This window comes from Streptomyces toxytricini (assembly GCF_014649915.1).
GTDB classification, from domain to species: Bacteria; Actinomycetota; Actinomycetes; order Streptomycetales; family Streptomycetaceae; genus Streptomyces; species Streptomyces toxytricini.
The window spans coordinates 246757-267503 of sequence record NZ_BMTY01000005.1 but is presented as its reverse complement, the minus strand read 5'-3'; the positions used below and the strand labels follow the sequence as shown (position 1 = coordinate 267503).

Genomic DNA, 20747 nt, shown 5'->3' with positions numbered 1-20747 from the left:
AAGCGCGTCGAAATCATGGGCGTCCTCCAGGAACGCGCCGGCGCCACCGTCACCGCCGGTCCGGAGCAGCTCGCCGAGCTGCGCACCCTCCGCGACATCATCGGCATCATGGCCGGCTCCACCGCGGCGGCTCCGGCTGCCGCTCCCGCTCCGGCTGCGGCCTCCGGCCCGGACGCCGGCGCCGTCCAGGCGGTCCTCCTCTCCGTGGTCTCGGAGAAGACGGGCTACCCCGCGGACATGCTCGACCTGGACATGGACATCGAAGCCGACCTCGGCATCGACTCCATCAAGCGCGTCGAAATCATGGGCGTCCTCCAGGAGCGGGCCGGCGCCACCGTCACCGCAGGACCCGAGCAGCTCGCCGAACTCCGCACGCTGCGCGACATCGTGGGCATCATCGCCGGTTCCGCGGCCCCCACCGCGGCAGCGGCCCCGGGCGCTGCTCCGGCTGCCTCGGGTCCCGACGCAGGCGCCGTCCAGGCCGTGCTCCTCTCCGTCGTCTCGGAGAAGACCGGCTACCCGGCCGACATGCTCGACCTCGACATGGACATCGAAGCCGACCTCGGCATCGACTCCATCAAGCGCGTCGAAATCATGGGCGTCCTGCAAGAGCGCGCCGACGCCACCGTCACGGCGGGTCCGGAGCAGCTCGCCGAACTCCGCACCCTGCGCGACATCGTCCAGCTGATCGCCGGCTCCGCGGCCCCCACCGCTCCGGCCGCCGCTCCGGCCGCCGCTCCGGCTGCCTCGGGTCCCGACGCAGGCGCCGTCCAGGCCGTGCTCCTCTCCGTCGTCTCGGAGAAGACCGGCTACCCGGCCGACATGCTCGACCTCGACATGGACATCGAAGCCGACCTCGGCATCGACTCCATCAAGCGCGTCGAAATCATGGGCGTCCTCCAGGAACGCGCCGACGCCACCGTCACCGCAGGACCCGAGCAGCTCGCCGAACTCCGCACCCTGCGCGACATCGTCCGGCTGATCGCCGGAGGCTCCGCCCCCACCGGAGCCCAGGCCGCCCAGTCCGCCCCCGCCGCCGCGGGCGGCGCCCCGCAGCCCAAGGCGGGCATCGGCCGGGCGCAGGCCGCGCTGACGGTCCTGCCCACGCCGGACCTGCTGGTGGGCGCGTACGAGGAGGGCAGCGCCGCCCTCGTCGTCGACGACGGCTCCGAGCTGGCCGCGGCCGTCGCCGCCCGGCTCACCGGCTCCGGCCGCCGCGTGCACGTGCTGCGGCTCCCCGGGGTCGCCGAGCGGATCACCGGCGTGAGCGACCACGCCCTGTCCGGCTGGGGCGTCACGGAGCTCGCCGAGCGGATCGAGCCGGTCCTGGCCGACCGGGTCAGCCTCGTCGTCGACGTGACCGCCGCCGACGGGGGCGACTGGTCGGACGGGGTGCGCCGGCTGGCGCACACCCTCCTCGTCGCCAAGCACGCGGTCGAGCCGCTCGGCACCGCCGCCGCCTCCGGGCGGGCCGCGTTCGTCACCGCCACCCGGCTCGACGGCCGCTTCGGCCTCGGCGGGGTGGCCGAGGAGAAGGTCCCTGCGGGCGGTGTCGCCGGCCTGGTGAAGACCCTCGCCGTGGAGGCCCCGGCGGTGTTCTGCAGGGCCGTGGACCTGGCGCCGGCGCTCGACGCGCAGGCGGCCGCCGCTCTCGTCGTGGACGAGGCGTCCGACGCCGTCGCCGACACCGTGCAGGTCGGCCACGACGGCACCCGCCGCGTCGGCCTCACCCTCGCCGAGCAGCCCCTGCGGGCCGCCGGCACCGACGTCCCGCAGCTCGGCCCGGACGACCTGCTGGTGGTCACCGGCGGCGGCCGCGGCATCACCGCCGCCTGCGTCGTCGAACTGGCCCGGCAGTACCGGCCGGGACTGCTCCTGCTGGGCCGCACCCCGCTGGCCGACGAGCCGGAGTGGGCGCGCGGCGTGGCGGAGTCCGCGCTGAAGGGCGCGGCGGCCGCGCACCTGAAGGCGACCGGTGAGAAGCCGACCCCGAAGCGGGTGGAGCAGCTCAGCGGTGCGGTCGTGGGCGCCCGCGAGATCCGGGCGACGCTGGAGGAGGTGCGGGCCGCGGGCAGCGAGGTCGAGTACCTCGCGGCGGACATCACCGACGCGGCCGCGACGGCCGCCGCGCTGGCCCCGTACCGGGAGCGCGTCACGGGCCTGGTCCACGGTGCGGGCGTCCTGGCCGACCAGCTCATCGCGAACAAGAAGGCCTCCGAGATCGAGCGGGTCTTCGCACCGAAGCTGGCCGGGCTGCGCTCGGTGGCCGCGGCCCTGCCCGCGGGGGCGCTGCGCCACGCGGTGCTGTTCTCCTCGGTGGCCGGGTTCTTCGGCAACCAGGGCCAGTCGGACTACGCGATGGCCAACGAGGTCCTGAACGCCTGGGCGTCGTCGTTCAAGCAGCGCAACCCGCAGGCCCACATCACCTCCCTGAACTGGGGCGCCTGGGAGAGCGGCATGGTCTCCCCGCAGGTCAAGGCGATCTTCGAGGAGCGGGGCATCGTCCTGATCCCCGTGGAGACCGGGGCGAAGATGTTCGCCGAGCAGTTCTCGGCGGGCCGTGCGGACGACGTCGTCACCGTCCTCGGGCCGACGACGCCGCTGTCCGAGCCGGAGCGGCCCGCGAGCGGCGCGCCGGTGACGGTGGAGCGGTCGCTGGAGGCGCTGGCCGGGGACCCGATCATCGGGGACCACGTGATCGGTGACGCGGCGGTCCTGCCGGCGGCGGTCGCCCTCGGCTGGGCGATCGGCGCGGCGGAGCGGACGACGGGCGAGGAGGTGCGCCGGGTCCGGGACTTCACCGTCCAGAAGGGCATCGTCTTCGACGGCACCGAGCCGGCCCGGATCTCGCTGACCCTCACTCCGTCCGGTGACACGCTGGGCGCGGCGATCCGCTCGACCGGCGCCGACGGCGGCCCGCGGCCGCACTACGGCGCGGTGGTCGAGACGGGCGCCGCGGCCGACGCGCCGGCGGTGGCCGGGCTGCCGGCGGCGGGCACCGGCCGGGACGCCGGGTTCCTGTACGCCGACGGCACGCTCTTCCACGGCCCGTCCCTGCGCGGGGTGCGCCGGATCCTCGCCGAGGCGGAGTCCCGGCTGGTGCTGGAGGCCTCGCTGGCCGAGCACCGGCCCGACGGCGGCGCCTACGGCGGCGCCCGGTACGCGCCCGGCACGGCCGACCTGCTGCTCCAGGCGGGCCTGGTGTGGGTGAAGCTCTTCCGCGGGACGTCGGGGCTGCCGCTCTCGGTGGGCCGCGCCGACCTGCACCACCCGCTGCCGGACGGCGAGCCGTTCCTGATCGTGGTGGAGCCGACCGCGGCGAGCAACGGCACCAGCTCCTCGCTCACCATCACGGCCTGCGCGCCCGACGGACGCGTCCTGACCCGCTTCGACAACGTGTCGGTGGTCTCCGCCCCGCAGCTGGCGGCGAAGTTCGCCACCCGGAACGGCACCAGCGGCTGATTCCGCTCCGTATCCGACGCAAGCGGTCGTGTCGGCCCGGACGGTACCCGCACCGTGCGCCCGTCCGGGCCGGCCGCCCCTCAGAAGGGACCCCACAGCTCTCATGAGCAAGTACGCGATCGTCGGCCTCTCCTGCCTGTTCCCCGGAGCGGGGACGCCTGCCGAGTTCTGGCAGAACCTCAGCTCCGGCACGGACAGCCGCAGGGAGGGCGGGGAGGAGGTCTTCGGCCCCGCCCTCGACCCCCGGGACACCGACCCCCAGCACGAGATCTACTGCCGCCGGGGCGGCTTCATCACCGACTTCGCCTTCGACCCGACCGGCTACCGCCTCGACGCCGGGCAGCTCGCCGGCCTCGACCGGATCTTCCACTGGTCGCTGCACGTGGCGCGGGAGGCGCTGCGCGACAGCGGCCACGCCGACCGGCCGGAGGTCCTCGCCCGCACCGGTCTGATCCTGGGCAACTACTCCTTCCCGACCCTCGCCTCGGCCGAGGTCAGCGTGCCGCTCGTGCAGGAGGCCGTCCTCCAGGGCCTGCGCGACGCCGGCCACCCGGCGCTCGGCGCGCTCGTCGACAAGGCCCTGCAGATCGACGCTGCGTCCCTGAAACCGCAGGACCTGCGGGTCAGCGGCTCCCCCGTCGGGGTGGCGGCGGCCGCGCTCGGTCTGGGCGGTCCCCGCTACGCCCTCGACGCGGCCTGCTCCTCCGCCCTGTACGCGCTCAAGCTGGCCTGCGACCACCTGGCGGCCGGACAGGCCGACCTGGTGCTCGCGGGCGGCGTGTGCGCCCCCGACCCCACCCTCATCCACCTGTCGTTCTCCGACCTGCAGGCGTATCCGCGGGACGGGTTCAGCCAGCCGTTCGACGACCGCTCGGGCGGCATCCTGACCGGCCAGGGCGCCGGCATGGTCGCCGTGAAGCGGCTCGCGGACGCGCTGCGCGACGGCGACACCATCCACGCGGTGGTCGACGGGATCGGCCTGACCAACGACGGTGCGGGCCGCCACCTCCTCGTCCCCCAGTCCGGCGGCCAGCTCCAGTCGTACGAACTGGCGTACGCCCAGGCGGGCGTGGACCCGGCGGCGATCGACTACCTGGAGTGCCACGCCACGGGGACGCCGATCGGCGACGCCACCGAGGCGGGCTCGGTCGCCGAGTTCTTCGGCGAGGCCGGCCGGACCCCGCTGATCGGCTCGGTCAAGGGCAACATCGGGCACCTGCTGACCGTCGCCGGCCTCAGCAGCATGCTGAAGGTCGTCCTGGCGATGGGCAACGGGCACATCCCGCCGACGATCGGCGTGGAGCAGCCGGTGTCGTCCAAGGACGGCCGGGTCGGCTCCGCGAACCTGGTGCGCGCCGGCCGCGACTGGCCGTCCGGTCCGGGCCCGCGCCGCGGCGCGGTGTCCGCGTTCGGCTTCGGCGGGACGAACGCCCACGTGGTGCTCTCGCAGCACACCGGCGGCGAGGCCCCCGCGGAGGAGCCGGCGGCGGCGCTGCCCGCCCTCGACGTGGTGGGCCTCGGCGCGCACTTCGGCGCGCTGGACGGCGTCGGCTCCTTCGAGCGGGCCGTGTACGGCGGCGAGGACGCGCTCGTCCCGCTGCCCGAGCGGCGCTGGCGCGGCCTGGACGGCACCCGCGGCGGCTCCCTGGAGACCGCGGCCGGGGTGTCGCCGGACGCCCTCCCGCACGGCGCGTTCGTCGACGGCGTCGGCATCGACCCGATCGACCAGAAGATCCCGCCGTCGGACCTGCGCACGTACAACCTCCAGCACGCGCTGGCGACGAAGGTCGCCGACGAGGCGCTGCTGGACGCCGGCTACAGCCGGGCGGTGCCGGCCGGGCGGACCGCGCCCGAGCCGCGCCGGATCGCGGTGGTCGTGGCGATGGAGATGGAGCCGGCCACCCACCTGCGGCTGACCCGCTACCGGCTCGGGCAGTTCCTGCGCGCCGAGTTCGAGCGGGCCGGGGTGCCCGTCGACGAGGAGGTGCTGTCCGCGCTGACGGCGGTCGGCCGGGACGCGGTCGTCGACCCGATCGTCGCGAACGAGGTCCTCAGCTACATCGGCAACGTCATGGCGAGCCGCATCTCCTCGCTGTGGAACCTGACGGGCCCGTCGTTCACGGTCTCCGCGGACGGCTCCGGCACCGCCGAGGCGCTGGAGGTGGCGCGGCTGCTGCTGCTCGACCCGAGCATCGAGGCCGTCCTGGTCGGTGCGGTCGACCTGGCGGGCTCGGCGGAGAACATGCTGCTGACGCCGGAGGCGGTGGCCGAGGCCGGCCTGACCTTCGGCGAGGGCGGGCGGGGCCTCCGCATCGGCGAGGGCGCCGGCGCGGTCGTCGTCACCCGCCCCGGCGGGGCGGGTCCGGGTGCGCGGGTGTACGCGCGGCTCGAATCGCTCGCGATCCGGTACGCGGACCCCGTCGACGGGGTGCTGCCGGAGGCGGACGCGGACGCGTTCGAGGCGGCGGCCTCGGCCGCCCTGGCGGAGGCGGGCGTCACGGCCGCCGACATCGGCTGCATCGAGGCCCACGCGGGCGGCACCGCCGCCCAGGACCGGGCGGAGATCGCGGCGCTGGCCGCGGTGTACCCGGCGGGCACGGCGAGCGCCGCCCTGGGCAGCGCCAAGGCGCAGGTCGGCGACGCCGGCTGCGCGGCGGGCATGGCGGGGCTGATCCGCTCCGTGCTGGGCCTGCACCACGGCTACGTGCCGGGCACGCGCGGCTGGCAGCGTCCGGCCGGCGACCTCGCGGAGGACTTCGCGGCGTCCGGGCTGTACGTGCCGACCGCCTCCCAACCGTGGCTGCGTACGCGGAAGGACAGCCGCCGGTACGCGGCGGTCAGCTTCCTCGGCGGCAGCGGCGCCCACGGCCACATGGTGCTGTCCTCCGACACCACGCGCGGCGCGGTCAGCGCCGCGGACTGGCGGCGCGCGGACGGGCCGGTGCTGCTGCCGCTCGCCGCGGACTCGGCGGACGACCTGCTGACGCTGGCCGCCCTGCACCGGGACCTGGTGGCCGAGGGCCGCGACCCGTACGAGCTCGCCCGCGCGGCCGCCGCAACGCTCGCCGGGAAGCCGGTGCGCGCGGTGCTCGTCGGGCGGGACCGCGAGGAGCTCCTGGCCCAACTGGAGCTCGCCGTAAGGGACCTGCCGGGCGTGCACGCCGGGGGCGGGGAGTGGGCGACGCCGGCGGGGAGCTTCTCCACGGCCGCGCCGATCGGCCCCGACGGCCGGGTCGCGCTGGTCTATCCGGGGGCGTTCAACTCCTACCCGGGCCTGGGCCAGGACTTCTTCCGGGCGTTCCCGGGACTGCTGGACCGGTTCGAGGGGCAGGCGGACGAGCCGGCCCGGCTGATGCGGGCCGCGGCCCTGTACCCGCGGACGCAGGCGGCGCCCGGGCGGCGGGAGCTGATGGAGCTGGAGGCCTCGCTCGGTGAGGACATCCCCTTCATGCTGGCGACCGGCACGAGCTTCGCGATGCTGTACACGGACCTGGTCCGCGGTGTCCTCGGGATCACCGCGCACGGCGGCTTCGGCTACAGCCTCGGCGAGTCGAGCATGCTGTTCGCGACGGAGTGCTGGCTGCCGGAGGGCCGCCGCGACGACCTGATCAGCAACACGCCGCTCTTCCACGACCGGCTGTGCGGGCCGCGGCGCACCGTGCGCGAGCTGTGGGGCCTGCCCGAGGGCACCCCCGACGCGGACGTGTGGGCGAGCCACGTGCTGCTGACCGACGCGGACACCGTCCGGGCGGCGCTGGCCCGCGGCTACGACCGGGTGTACCTGACGCACGTCAACACCCCGAAGGAGCTGGTGGTCGCGGGCGATCCGGCGCAGTGCCGGGCGCTGATCGCGGAACTGGGCTGCCCTGCGGCCCGGTCGCCCGTCAACGCGGTGATGCACTGCCCGGCGGTGGACGCCGAACTGGACGGGCTGGCCGGCCTGAACGACTACCCGACCGGCTCGACGGGCGGCCTGGAGCTGTTCAGCGCGTACGACTACGAGGCGATCCGGGACCTGGACCGCACGGAGGTCAGCCGCCGGATCGCGCACACGCTGCGGTCCACGATCGACTTCCCGCGGCTGGTGCAGGGGGCCTACGACCGGGGCTTCCGCTACTTCCTGGAGGTCGGGCCGAGCTCGACCTGCTCTCGGTGGGTCAAGGACACCCTGGGCGGGGCGGCGCACGTCGCCGTGCCGGTGGACCGGCGCGGCGTGCCGGCCGCACGGTCGGTGGCGCAGCTGGTCGCCCGGCTGGTGGGGCACGGCCTCGCCGTCGACCTGGAACCGCTGCTGGCGCCCGCCGCCGAACCCGCACCGGTGCTGGCGGCCCGCAACTCCCGCTTCCGGGTGGGCGGCGGCACCCCGGTCCCCTCCCGCGTCGCCGCGGGCGTCACCGCGGCCGGCGCCGCCGGCCCCCTCGCCGCATCCACGGCGCCCCTGCCCGACGGCACGCGCGCCGCCACGGCCGCCGGCAACCCCGGCCGACCGGGCTCCGCGGGCACCGGTCCGACCGGGCCGGGAACCGCGGCGCGCGGGTCCGCCCAGGCCGGCGCCGGACGCACCGCCGCGGCGCCCGGGTCCGGTCCGTCCGGCTCGCCCGGCGGTGGACGTGCCGTCCCGCCTCCCGCCGACGGCCCCGCCGGGGAGTCGGCCGCGGACTCCGCGCCGTCTGCCTCCGCTGCGGCCGCCGGCGGTGGTTCCGCCGGTCCGGCCACCGGGAGCGCCGGTCGACCTGGCGCCGCAGGCGCCGGCCCGGCCGGCTCCGGCTCCGCGCCCGCCGGGCCGCTTTCCACCGGCACGGCCGCCCCGGCCGCCGGAAGACCCGCCCGCCCGGGCGCCCCCGCTCCGGCCGCGGCGTCGGCCGCGGCAACACCCGCACCCGTCCCGTCCGTACCGCCGGAGGACCCACGCCTCATGCCTGCCGACCCGACCCTGGCCGATCCGGAGGTCATCGCCTTCGACGGCGAGCCGATCTCCTTCCTCCCGTGGGCGCCCCCGGTGCCCGCGGCCGTGCAGCCCGCCGCCGCCGAGCCGGCCGCCCCCGCCGCGCCCGCGGCCCCGGGCGCCCCGGCCGGGCAGGGCTCCCCGCTGCCGGCGACGGCGCCCGCCCGGGCCGCCGCCCGCCGTACGCCGTCCCGGTCCGCCCAGGCCGCCCCGGCCCCCGCCGCCTCCGGCGACGCGGCCGCGGCCGCCGCCGACCTGGTGCGCGACATCCGCCGCCAGATGGTCTCCACCCACGCGGTGGTGATGGAGACCCAGCGCATCCTGCAGGAGTCCGCGCTCAGCCGCGCGGAATCCCTGCTGGAGGGCGGTCCGGCCACCGCCGGGGGCGTCCCCCCGGTGAGCGCCGCGCCCGCCGCCCCCGCCGTACCCGCCGCGCCGGTCCAGGCGGCGCTGCCCGCCGCGCCGCCGGCGCCGGCCGCCCTGCCGCAGCCGCCCGCCCCGCCGCGCGTCGTCGAGGCGAGCGCCGTCCTGCCGCCGGCCGCCCCCTCCCCGAAGCCCGACGGGGTGATCTGGGACGAGGCGGACCTGATGGAGTTCGCCGTCGGCAGCGTCGCCAAGGTGTTCGGCCCGGAGTTCGGCGTCATCGACGGCTACGCCCAGCGCGTCCGGCTGCCCGCCGAGCCGTACCACTTCGTCAGCCGGGTCACCGCCCTGTCCGGCACCACGCACGAGTTCAAGCCGGCGAAGATCACCACGGAGTACGACGTCCCCGAGGACGCCTGGTACGCCGTCGACGGGGGCGTGCCCCCGGCCGTCACCGTCGAGGCCGGCCAGTGCGACCTGCTGCTGGTCAGCTACCTCGGCATCGACTTCCGCAACAAGGGCGAGCGGGTCTACCGCCTCCTCGACAGCACGCTGGTCTTCCGCGGGAACCTGCCGCGCGTCGGCCAGACCCTCAAGTACGACATCTCCATCGACCGCTTCGTGCACAACGGCGACACCACGCTGTTCTTCTTCAGCTACAAGTGCTACGCCGACGGCGAGCTCATCCTGGAGCTGCACGACGCCTGCGCCGGCTTCTTCAGCGCCGCCGAGCTGGAGACCCCGATCGGCGTGGTGATGACCGACAAGGAGAAGGCCGAGCGGGCCGCCCTGCCGAAGGGGTACTTCAAGCCGCTCGCCTACACCGACAAGAACCACCTGACCGCCGGCGACCTGGAGCTGCTCGCCCAGGGCCGCCCCGGCGACGTGTTCGGCCCCGACCACGCCCAGGACCCGGGCATCAACCCTGCGCTGCGCCTGCCGGTCGAGAAGCTCCGCATGGTCGACGAGGTCACCATCGACCGCAAGGGCGGCCCCCGCGGCCTCGGCACCCTCAGCGCCGTGAAGAACCTGCAGCCGGACGCCTGGTACTTCGAGTGCCACTTCCCGGACGACCCGGTGCTCGCCGGCTCCCTCGTCGCCGAGGGCGCCGTCCAGCTCCTGCAGATCTACCTGCTGCACCAGGGCATGCACCTGACCCTCCCGGACGCCGCGTTCCAGTGCGTCACGGACACCCCGATCGAGGTGCAGGTCCGCGGGCAGATCACGCAGAAGCACACGCAGATCCGCTACGAGGTCGAGGTCATGGAGCTGACGCTCCTGCCGCGCGCCACCGTCATCGCGGACGTGCTGATCTACATAGGGGACCTGCCGGTCATCCGGATGAAGAACCTCGGCCTCCAGGTCCGCGAGAAGCCGGGCACCCCCTACCGCCCGGAGGCCGGCGGCATCCCGCAGTTCCTGGGCCGCCGCAACCGCAGCGGCGAGCCCGCCATGATCAACGAGATGCACCTGGCGCACGCCGCGAAGGGCGACCTGGACATCGCGATGGGCCCCGAGTTCGAGGTCTACCGCACCAGCCGGGCCCCGTACATCCCCAACGGCGCGTTCCAGTTCGTCGACCGCGTCATGTCCCTCAAGGGCACCCGCGGCGACCTGGGCCCCGGCTCGGAGATGGTGACCGAGTACGACTCCCCGGCGGACGCCTGGTACTACGAGGAGAACGCGTACCCGCACATGCCGAACGCCGTCTACATGGAGAGCTCCCTCCAGGCGGCGATCTTCCTCGGCTACTACCTCGGCGCCACCCTGAAGAACACCGACGAGCAGTACGCCATCCGCAACCTGGACGGCCGCGCCACCCTGGTCAAGGACGTCGACCTGCGGGGCAAGACCATCCGGCACCACTCCAAGCTCCTGATGACCAGCGCCGTCACCGGCGCCGTCCTGCAGAACTTCTCCTACGAGCTGTCGGCCGACGGCGAGGTCTTCTACACGGGCGAGTCCCTGTTCGGGTACTTCAGCGACGCGGCCCTGGCCAACCAGGTGGGCCTGGACAACGGCAAGTACGTCGCCCCCTGGATCGAGACGAACGAGGTCGACCCGGCGAAGGTACGCCGCATCGAGCTCCCCGAGGGGGCGCCCGCCTTCACCGACCCGTCCGGCGGCCACCTGCACCTGCCCGGCGGCCGGTACGCGCTCGTCGACCGGGTGGACCTGGTGGAGGGCGGCGGCCGGCACGGCCGCGGCTACCTGCACGGCCACCGGGCGATCCGCCCCGACGAGTGGTACTTCGACTGCCACTTCCACCGCGACCCCGTGATGCCCGGCTCGCTCGGCGTCGAGGCGATCCTCCAGGCGATGCGCCTGTACGTGATCGAGGAGAACCTCGCCGAGGGCTTCGAGCGGCCGCGCTTCGCGATGGCCACCGGGGTGGAGATGTCCTGGAAGTACCGCGGCCAGATCCTGCGCCACGACAAGGAGCTCTCCTTCGACGTGCACATCAAGGAGGTGCGCCGCGAGGAGGGCCGCCTGCTGATCGTCGCCGACGCCGAGCTGTCGAAGCCGGGACTGCGCATCTACGAACTCACCGACGTGGCCATCGAGGTCCGTTCCACCGAGGCCTGACGGCCCGACAGCTGAGCCCAAGGAGCTTCGTTTCCCCATGGACACTCTCGAGACCCCTCTCCGGTGGTACGGAGAGCGCAACCCGAGCATCGACCCCGCCGGGATCTACCAGGTGCTGGCCGATCTGGACCACCCGTGTTTCATCACCGTCACCCGTGAGGGCATCGGCGCCGCGGCCGGCGGTTTCGCGACCGCCGACGGCGACGGCCTGCCCCTGCTGGCCGCCGCACAGCCGCTCCCGCCGGAGCGGCTGGGCTCGGCCGCCTTCCGCGCGGCGCACGGGGTGAAGTACGCGTACATGGCGGGCGCCATGGCGGGCGGGATCGCCTCCGCCGACATGGTGGTCGCCCTCGCCCGGGAGGGGTTCCTGGCCTCCTTCGGCGCGGCCGGCCTGCTGCCCGAGCACATCGAGGCGGCGCTGGCCCGGTTCGCCGCGGAGATCCCGGGGCTGCCGTTCGCGGTGAACCTGATCCACAGCCCGAGCGAGGACCGGCTGGAGCGGGAGGCCGTCGAGCTGTTCCTGCGGCACGGGGTGCGCTGCGTCGAGGCGTCGGCGTACATGGACCTCACCCCGCACGTGGTGCGCTACCGGCTGGCGGGGCTGCGCCGGGACGAGGACGGCCGCATCGCCGCCGACAACCGGCTGATCGCCAAGATCAGCCGGCCGGAGACCGCCGAGCGGTTCATGCGGCCGGCGCCGGCCGCGCTGGTCTCGGCCCTGCTGGAGCAGGGGCTGGTGACGGCGGAGCAGGCCGAGCTGGCCCGCCATCTGCCGCTGGCCGACGACATCACCGTCGAGGCCGACTCGGGCGGCCACACCGACCGCCGGCCGCTGCCCGCGCTGCTGCCGTCGATCCTGCGGCTGCGCGACAACGTGCAGCGCGAGTACCGGTACGCCGTCCCGATCCGGGTCGGCGCCGGCGGCGGCCTGGGCACCCCGGTCGCGGTGGCGGCCGCCTTCGCGATGGGCGCCGCGTACGCGGTGACCGGCTCGGTGAACCAGTCGTGCCTGGAGTCGGGCGCCTCCACCGCCGCGAAGGCGATGCTCGCGGAGGCGGGCATCGCGGACTGCGAGATGGCCCCGGCTGCCGACATGTTCGAGATGGGCGTGGACCTCCAGGTCCTGAAGAAGGGCACGTTCTTCCCGATGCGCGCCCGCCGCCTGTACGAGCTGTACCAGGCGTACGACGGGCTGGAGGACATCCCGGCCGCCGACCGGGCGAAGCTGGAGTCGCAGGTGTTCCGGCGGCCGCTGGAGGACGTCTGGCAGGAGTGCGTGCGCTACTTCACCCGCCGCGACCCCGAGCAGCTGGCCCGCGCGGCCGACAGCCCGAAGCGGAAGATGGCGCTGGTGTTCCGCTGGTACCTCGGCATGGCCTCGCGCTGGGCGGTCGTCGGCGACGCGGACCGCGCCATGGACTACCAGGTGTGGTGCGGGCCGGCGATGGGCAGCTTCAACGACTGGGTGACCGGCAGCTACCTCAAGACGCCCGGCAACCGCCGGGTCGCCGAGGTGGCCCACCACCTGATGCGGGGCGCCGCCTTCCACACCCGGCTGAACCAGCTGCGCAACGCGGGCGTGCACGTGCCGGCGTCCGCCGCGGACTACCGTCCGGTGCCGCTGGAGACCTCGGCGGGGATGCCGTGAGCGTGCGCGACGTGGAGGAGCTGGAGGCGCTGCTCGGCGACCCGGCGGACGACGCGAACCCGTACGGGTTCGCGGCGGCCGTCGGCCGCGACGAGCGGGACGAGTTCCCGGCGGAGTTCTGCGCCGAGCTGGCGCGGGCCGGGTTCCACCTGAACTACCTGCCCAAGGAGTGGGGCGGCACGTTCGAGGCCTTCGACCGCAGCCTGACGCTGGTGCGGTCGGCGGCCCGCCGGGACGTCAACATCATGCCCGGCACGATGTTCAGCATCATCGCGGCGACCTGCCTGCAGCTGCACGGCAACGTGGAGCAGCAGCAGCTCGCCGCGGAGGTCCTGCGCGGCGGCGGCGCGGTGGGCTTCGCGCTCACCGAGTCGGCGCACGGCAGCGACCTGCTGGCCAACGAGGTCGCGCTCAGCGCGGACGGCGTGCTGGACGGCGAGAAGTGGATGGTCGGGCTGGGCCTGCGGTGCGAGGCGGTGTACGTGGTCGCCCGCACCGGGGCCCGCGGTCCCGGCGCGTTCTCGGCGGTCCTGCTGGACCTGCGGGACGTGCCGGCGGGTCAGCTGGAGCGGCTGCCGGCGGCCGCCACGAACGGGATGCGCGGGATCGACCTGGCCCGGCTGCGGTTCACGGGCCTGCGGGTGCCGGACGGGGCGCGCGTGGGCCGGGAGGGCGAGGGCCTGGAGGCGGCCGTCAAGGCGCAGCAGGCGGTCCGCCTGATGAGCATGGCCGGCAGCCTGGGCATCGCGGACAGCGCCGTCCGCATCGCCCTGGACTTCGCGGCCGTCCGGAAGGTCGGCAGGGCGGTGCTGGCGTCGTCGCCGTGGCCGCGGCGCGAGCTGTCGGTCGCGGCGGCGGCCCTCCTCGCGGCGGACGTGTCGGCGCTGACCGCGGCCCGCGGCGTGCACGTGGTGCCGGAGGCGTTCTCGGTGTGGGCGCCGGCGGCCAAGCACGTGGTCGCGGAGTCCTGCGAGGAGCTGGTCCGGCGTGCGGGCGCGGTGCTGGCCACCCGCTCGGTGCTGCGGGAGGGCGAGCGCGGCGCGGGGCTGTTCCAGAAGCTCCAGCGGGACACGGCGGTGGTCCGGGTGATCGACGCGAGCACCCTGGCGAACCTGAAGTCGTACGCCGGCCAGGTGCCCACCCTCACCGAGGGCGGCGCCGCGGCGGCCGATCCGGAGGCGCTGTCCGCGGTGTTCGCCCTGGACGCCGGGCTGCCCGCGTACGAGCCGGAGCGGCTCGACATGTTCGCGCGGGGCGCGGACCCGGTCCTGGCGGCCCTGCCGGACGCGGCCGCGGAGGTGTCCGCGGCCTTGGCGGCGGACACGTCCGCCGCGCCGGTCGCCGCGCTGGTGGAGGAGCTGGCGGCCGCGGTGGCGGGGCTCGGCGGGCTGACCCGCGCGGCCCGCGGGCCGGGCGCCGACCCGAACGCGCTGGTGGACGCGGCCGAGCGGTACGCGTGGCTGCACGCGGCGGGCTGCGCGGTCCACCTGTGGCGGGCCAACCGGGACCGCCCGCTGTACGGGACGGAGCCCGGCTCGGCCGGCTGGCTGGGCGCGGTCCTCGGCTATCTGCTGGCCCGCGCCGACGGCACCGACCCGCGGCGGCGGGGCGCGGTGCTGGAGCCGGCGCTCGACGCGGCGCTGGCGCTGAGGGAGTCCGGCCTGCTGTTCACCGCGCTGCCGGTGCGGCTGGCCACGAACCGACGGGAAGAGTCCTGATGTCCAAGTCCGATCTGACCGCGCTGGCCGCGGAGCTCGAGGAGTACCTCGGCGACCCGCACGACCCGGACAGCCGGATGCCGTTCACCGGGGTCCTGGAGTTCGACGAGAGCGGCGCCTACCCGGTGCACTACGTGAACCTGCTGCGCCGGTGGGGCGCGCACCTGCGGGGCCTGCCGGCCGAGCAGGGGGGCCTCGCGGGCAACGTGGAGACCGGGGTCAACCTGATGCGCCTGGTGGCGCGCCGCGACCCGTCGACCGCGGTCGGCACGGCGCTGAACAACCTCAGCTTCATGCCGGCGTGGATCACGGGCACGGAGGAGCAGAAGCGGTCGCTGATCGCGGACATGCGGCGGGGCAGCTCGATGTCCTGGGGCCTGTCGGAGCGGGTGCACGGCAGCGACCTGGTGGCGAACGAGGTGCGGGCCGAACGCGTGGAGGGCGGCTGGCGGCTGTACGGCGAGAAGTGGCCGATCGGCAATGCGACGGTCGCCGACAAGATGGTCGTCTTCGCCCGGACCGGGGAGCGGCCGGGCCCGGCCGCGTACTCGCTGTTCGTGGTCGACAAGTGGCTGGCGGAGCCGGGCACGATCGAGGACACGCCGTTCGAGAACCTGTACGGGGTGCGGGCGCTGGACCTCAGCGGGGTCCGCTTCGACGGGACGTTCGTCCCGGACTCGGCGATGCTGGGGCGCCGCGGCGAGGGCCTGGAGATCGCGCTGAAGGCGAGCCAGACGGCCCGCGTGGTGCTGATGCACCTGGCGCTGGCGGCCGTGGACACGAGCCTGCGCCTGGCGATGGACTTCGCGGAGAGCCGGGTGCTGCTGGGCGACACCGTCGCGGACGTCCCGTACACGCGGCGGCAGCTGGCGGAGGCCTTCGCGGACCTGATGCTGGCGGACGCGGTGTTCCTGGGCGCGACGCGCAGCCTGCAGGCGGCCCCCGAGCAGGTCAGCGTGTGGTCGTCGGTGGTGAAGTACCTCGTGCCGACGAAGCTCCAGCGGACGCTGTCGCAGCTGACGGTGGTGCTGGGCGCGCGGACGTTCGTCCGCGACCACCCGCACTACGGCATGCACCAGAAGATGGTCCGCGACATCCTGATCACCGACATCGCCGACGGCAACACGGTGGTGAACCTGCGCAACCTGGGCCACCAGCTGGGCAGCCTGCTGGCGTCGGCGGCCGACCCGGATCCGGCGGCCGTGGCGGTGGCCGAGGAGCGCGCCGCGACGCTGTTCGGGATGGACGCGGAGCTGCCGCCGTACGCGCCGTGGAAGCAGGAGCTGTTCAGCCGGGGCGGCCTGGACGACGCGGTGCTGGCCGCGCCGGACGGGATCCGCCGGCTGCGGGAGCTCGCGGACGCGGCCGCGGGCACGGACCGGGAGCGGCTGCTGGCCGCGGCGGACACCGCGGAGGAGCTGGTGGGGCGCGCGGGCGCGCTGCACGGGCGGGCGCGGGAGCTGAAGGCGCGGCTGGGCCGGGCGTACGCGCAGTCGCCGGAGCTGTTCGACCTGGCCAAGGAGTACTGCCTGGTGCACGCGGCGGCTGCGGTCGTGCTGTCGTACGTTCACTCGCAGGGGGTACTCGAGGCCCCCCTCCCCAATCCCGCTCTACTGCTGCTCCAGTTGGAGCGCGTACGCAGGGAGTTGTACCCGCACGAAGCGGTCACGGACCAGTCCGTGGTCGACGACGTGATGCAGGTGCTGCGGCATCTGCACCGGGAGGACCGGCTGTTCTCGCTCTGGCAGTTCCCGCTCGCCAAGCGGACCTCCGACTCCTCCGCCGCCCGCATCTGACATCGCCGCAACGACTGTGAAGGACGTTTCCATGTCGCAGAATCCCACTCCCCGCGTCGCGATCGTCGGCGCCGGCGTCGCCGGGATCTCCGCTGCCTACCACCTGCGCGAGCACGCGCAGATCACCGTGTTCGAGCGGGAGGACCGGCTCGGCGGGCACGCCAACACCGTCGAGGTGGAGGACGACGGCCGCATCCTCGGCATCGACACCGCTTTCGTCGTCTTCAACCGGCCCGCCTACCCGAACCTGTTCGGCTTCTTCGAGGAGCTGGGCGTGGAGGCGGTGGAGCACCTGGGCGGCTTCAACTTCTTCGACCTGGACAGCGGGCTGGAGTACGGCACGCGGGAGCTGGACCTGTCGGAGGAGGAGGTCGTCGGCCGCTACTCGGAGGAGTTCGTCACGATCTGGCGGGAGGCGCGCCGCTTCCACGAGGAGGGCCGCCGCGACTTCCTGCGCAAGAAGGCGGACATCCCGCTGGGCGAGTACCTCGACCGGGGCGGGTACAGCGAGGCGTTCCGCTACTCGTACGTGATCCTGCTGTGCTCGGCGGTGTGGTCGGTTCCGGCGGAGCTGATCTGGGAGATCCCCGCCTCGACGGTGATCGCCTTCTACCTGGGGCACGACGAGGGCGGTCTCGGCGGCCGCAAGGTGGACTGGCGGACGGTCGGCGGCGGCTCGATCTCGTACGTGCGCAAGGCGATCGCCGCGATCGGCGGCGACCTGCGCGTGGCGGAGCCGGCGGTGTCGATCCGGCAGGACGCGGACGGCGTCACGGTGACGACGGCGAAGGGCAGCGAGACGTTCGACTACGTCGTCGTGGGCACCCACGCGGACGAGGCGCTGGCGCTGCTGGAGAACCCGTCGGCCCGCCAGAAGGAGGTGCTGGGGCCGGTGCGCTACAGCTCCTCGCGGGTGGTGCTGCACACCGACGCGTCGGTGATGCCGGCGACGAAGGAGCGCTGGGAGGCCTGGAACTACGGGCAGGTCGTGGCGGGCGGCGAGGCGAAGCAGTACGTGGCGTACTACATGAACAAGCTGCACGGCTTCACCGCGGAGAAGGACTACTTCGTGACGCTGGACTACCCGCTGGAGGTGGACCCGGAGTCGGTGATCGCGGAGTTCCCGTACACGCACCCGATCATCGACATCAACGTCCGCAACCTCCAGGCGGACATATACAACGTCAACGAGGGGACGCGGCTGAAGCTGGCGGGCTCCTACTTCCACTCCCGGAAGCTGGGCTGGGACCAGATCGGCTCGCACGAGGCGGGCTTCTCCTCGGGCGCCGAGGCCGCGGCCCAGCTCCTGAAGGAGCTCAGGGAGCAGGCGAAGGGCTGACGCCGCCCGCGGGCGCGCCGGGAGCGTCCGGGCCCTCGGGCCCGGCACCCCGGCGGGCCGCGGACTGGTGCTCCTGGGCGAGTCGGCGCAGCGCCATCAGGGCCGGCTCCAGCAGGACCGTCAGCACCAGGGCCCGCTCGGCCATTTCGAGCGGGTCCCGGATCCCCTCGATCCCGTCGAGGTCGACGGCGGCGATCCGCGCGGCGAGTTCGCCGTAGGGGACCAGCCGCTTCCAGTCGTAGTCCGTGCCGAGCTCGGCGAGGGTGTCGAGGGTCCGGGCGACGACCGCCTTGCCGGGGGCCCCGTCGGACACCTGCCAGCCGAGGGCGTCCAGCAGGGCGTCGACCTCGGGCATGCGGGGGCTCTCCGCGTCCTCGGCCGCGTCCCCGGTGTCCGCCGCGTCCGCGGTGGCGCCGAGGACGAGGCCGAGGACGCGGTGGGGGTCGCCCTCCCGCTCGTACACGCCGCCGAGGACCTCCTTGGCGGCGCCCACGCTCAGCCCGCGCACCCCGACCAGGGCCCGGACCAGCCGGAGCCGCCGTACGTGCGACTCGTCGTACTCGGCCTGGTTCGGGGCGGTCGCACGTCCGGCATGCAGCAGTCCCTCGCGGAGGTAGTACTTGATGGTGGTGATCGGCACCCCGCTGCGGCGGCTCAGCTCCGAGATACGCATCGCTCTTCCTTCTCCCCGGCTCTTTCCCACTTCTTGATTAGCTAGTGGACAGTGCCACTATCTATCATGGATACTGCCACTCACCAATACTGAAGGCGAGACCCACGGTGCCCAAACTCACCTGGAAGAGCAGCAAGCCGGTCCCCGCTGACACCCGGACCCACATCATGGCCTCCCGCTTCGAGGTCAAGTCGCTCGCCGACGTCCCCCGCTTCTTCGTCCGCGCCCTCGCGGCCTGGGCCCAGCTGAAGACGTCGCGCGGAGCCGTCGAGGCCTCCCTGATCGCCGAACCCCTCAAGCGCACGTTCTGGACGCTGTCCGCCTGGGAGAGCCGCGAGGCGATCCACGGCTACGCCAGGGCCGAACCGCACCGCGGCATCATGCGCGAACTGCGGTCCACGATGCGCACGTCCGTCTTCACCTTCTGGGAGCTGCCCGCCGGCGAGCTCCCGCTGGACTGGGACGACGCCCGCGCCCGCCTCGCCGCGCAGCTGCGCGCGGACGCCGAGAACGCCTGACGGCGCCCTCCGGGCGCGCCGCACACCGCCCGGACCCCCATTCTCCCGACCCGGGACACCCCCGCCCCGGGTCGGGGCCCCTCCCCTGCACGACCGTCTTCCGTCCCCCGCCTTCGTACTGGAGACCCCCGGATGAGCACGAACCAGACCAAGACCCCGAGCACGGGCCCCGGCGGCCCGGGCGCCTTAGGAGCGGACGACGGCGCGGGGCGCCGCCGCCCGGCCCTGTGGCTGCTGATCACCGCGACGAGCGTCCCGATGTTCATGGTCGCCCTGAACAACCTCGTCGTCTCCACGGCCCTGCCGACCCTGGCCAAGGACCTGAGCGCGGACACACAGGACCTCCAGTGGTTCGTCAACGCGTACGTCCTGGCGTTCGCCTGCCTGCTCCTCACGGGCGCGGCCCTCGGCGACCGGTTCGGCCGGCGCAGGGTCTTCCTCCTGGGCATCGGCCTCTTCACCGCCGCCTCGGTCTACTGCGGCCTGTGCGACACCACCGCCGAGCTGATCGCCGGCCGCACCGCGCAGGGCGTGGGCGCGGCGGCCGTGATGCCGCTGTCGATGACCCTGCTGGCGCAGGCCGTACCGGCGAACAGGCGCAACCTCGCGCTCGGCCTGTGGTCGGCGTTCAGCGGCCTGGCCGTGGCCTTCGGACCGCTGGTCGGCGGCGCCGTCGTCGACGGCATCGACTGGCAGTGGATCTTCTGGATCAACGTCCCCGTCTGCCTGATCGCGGTCCCGCTGGTGCTGAAGGTCCTCGACGAGAGCCGTCTGGCCGGCACGCGCCTCGACCTGTTCGGCATGGTCCTGGCCACCGGCGGGCTCGTCGCCCTGGTCTGGGGCATCGTCAACGGCTCCGAGGACGGCTGGACCGACGCCACCATCATCGGCGCGTTCGTCGCCGGCGCGGTGCTGCTCGCCGGGTTCGTCGCCTGGGAGGCGCGGGCCGCGGAGCCGATGCTGCCGCTGTCGCTGTACCGGGTGCGCGCCTTCGTGCTCTGCAACGCGGTCTCCGCGGCGATGTACTTCGGCGTCTTCGGGTCGATCTTCCTGCTCTCCCAGTACCTCCAGATCGCCCCGGTCCGCACCCCGCTGGAGGCGGGCGTGCTGACCCTGGCGTGGACCCTGATGCCGATGTTCATCGCGCCGCTGGCCGGCATCCTGACCGACCGCGTCGGCGGCGGCCGCCTGATGGCGCTGGGCCTCTTCCTCCAGGCGGTCGGCCTGGGCTGGATCGCCGTGGTGGCGACGGACGACACCCCGTACTCCCACCTCGTCGGCGGCATGGTCATCGGCGGCACGGGCATGGGCTTCGCCTTCGCCCCGACCGCGGCGGTCGTCCTCGCCTCGGTCTCGCAGAAGCTGTACGGCACGGCGTCGGGCGCGAACACCACGGCCCGCGAGGTCGGCGGCGCCCTCGGCATCGCCGTCCTGGCCACGGTGTTCATCCGCAACGGCTCCGCGGCGAACGCCCAGCAGTTCGTGGACGGCATGAAGCCGGCGATCTGGGTCGGCGTGGCGGTGGTCCTCGTGGGCGCCGCGGCCGCCCTGGCGATCCCCCGTACGACGACCCGCCCGGCGGCGGACCCGACGACGCCGGACGAGGCGACACCCCAGGCCCAGCCGGCGACGGTGACGGCGACGGCCTGACACCCCGCCACCCCTCCCAGGAGCCCGGCCGGTTGAACCGGCCGGGCCC

The 20747-nt window shown here is 74.4% G+C and carries 9 protein-coding genes; 8 read left to right on the top strand and 1 reads right to left on the bottom strand.

All coding sequences use genetic code 11. The features are described 5' to 3' along the window. The 6 genes from IE170_RS08565 to IE170_RS08540 all read left to right on the top strand — a co-directional run. A partial coding sequence (locus IE170_RS08565; RefSeq protein ID WP_189808689.1) for an SDR family NAD(P)-dependent oxidoreductase occupies positions 1-3462 on the top strand: 3462 nt, incomplete at its 5' end. Between the two features lie 103 nt (positions 3463-3565). Then, positions 3566-11356 carry a beta-ketoacyl synthase N-terminal-like domain-containing protein gene (locus IE170_RS33155; RefSeq protein WP_189808688.1) on the top strand — a complete coding sequence of 2597 codons (7791 nt, stop codon included), beginning with the start codon at positions 3566-3568 and terminating at the stop codon, positions 11354-11356. 37 nt (positions 11357-11393) lie between these two features. Further along, a complete protein-coding gene (locus tag IE170_RS08555) occupies positions 11394-13004 on the top strand; it encodes a PfaD family polyunsaturated fatty acid/polyketide biosynthesis protein (RefSeq protein ID WP_189808687.1) in 1611 nt (536 codons plus the stop codon). Continuing rightward, a complete protein-coding gene (locus tag IE170_RS08550; RefSeq protein WP_189808686.1) occupies positions 13001-14722 on the top strand; it encodes an acyl-CoA dehydrogenase family protein in 1722 nt (573 codons plus the stop codon). The genes IE170_RS08555 and IE170_RS08550 overlap by 4 nt, the downstream gene beginning before the upstream one ends. Further along, positions 14722-16518 (top strand): acyl-CoA dehydrogenase family protein, encoded by a 1797-nt coding sequence (locus IE170_RS08545; protein ID WP_189808685.1) that lies wholly within the window; start codon positions 14722-14724, stop codon positions 16516-16518. The genes IE170_RS08550 and IE170_RS08545 overlap by 1 nt, the downstream gene beginning before the upstream one ends. Positions 16519-16549: 31 nt before the next feature. Next, positions 16550-17857, top strand: coding sequence for an NAD(P)/FAD-dependent oxidoreductase (locus IE170_RS08540; RefSeq protein ID WP_189808684.1), 1308 nt, complete (start codon positions 16550-16552; stop codon positions 17855-17857). On the opposite strand, the gene IE170_RS08535 is transcribed toward IE170_RS08540, so the two are convergent. Beyond that, positions 17835-18530, bottom strand: coding sequence for a MerR family transcriptional regulator (locus IE170_RS08535; protein WP_189808683.1), 696 nt, complete (start codon positions 18528-18530; stop codon positions 17835-17837). The genes IE170_RS08540 and IE170_RS08535 overlap by 23 nt on opposite strands. A gap of 107 nt (positions 18531-18637) precedes the next feature. On the opposite strand from IE170_RS08535, the gene IE170_RS08530 reads away from it, so the two are divergent. Further along, positions 18638-19048, top strand: a complete 411-nt coding sequence (locus tag IE170_RS08530) for a DUF3291 domain-containing protein (protein ID WP_229884647.1) — start codon at positions 18638-18640, stop codon at positions 19046-19048. 258 nt (positions 19049-19306) lie between these two features. Continuing rightward, positions 19307-20698 (top strand): DHA2 family efflux MFS transporter permease subunit, encoded by a 1392-nt coding sequence (locus IE170_RS08525; protein WP_229884657.1) that lies wholly within the window; start codon positions 19307-19309, stop codon positions 20696-20698. Positions 20699-20747: the final 49 nt, after the last annotated feature.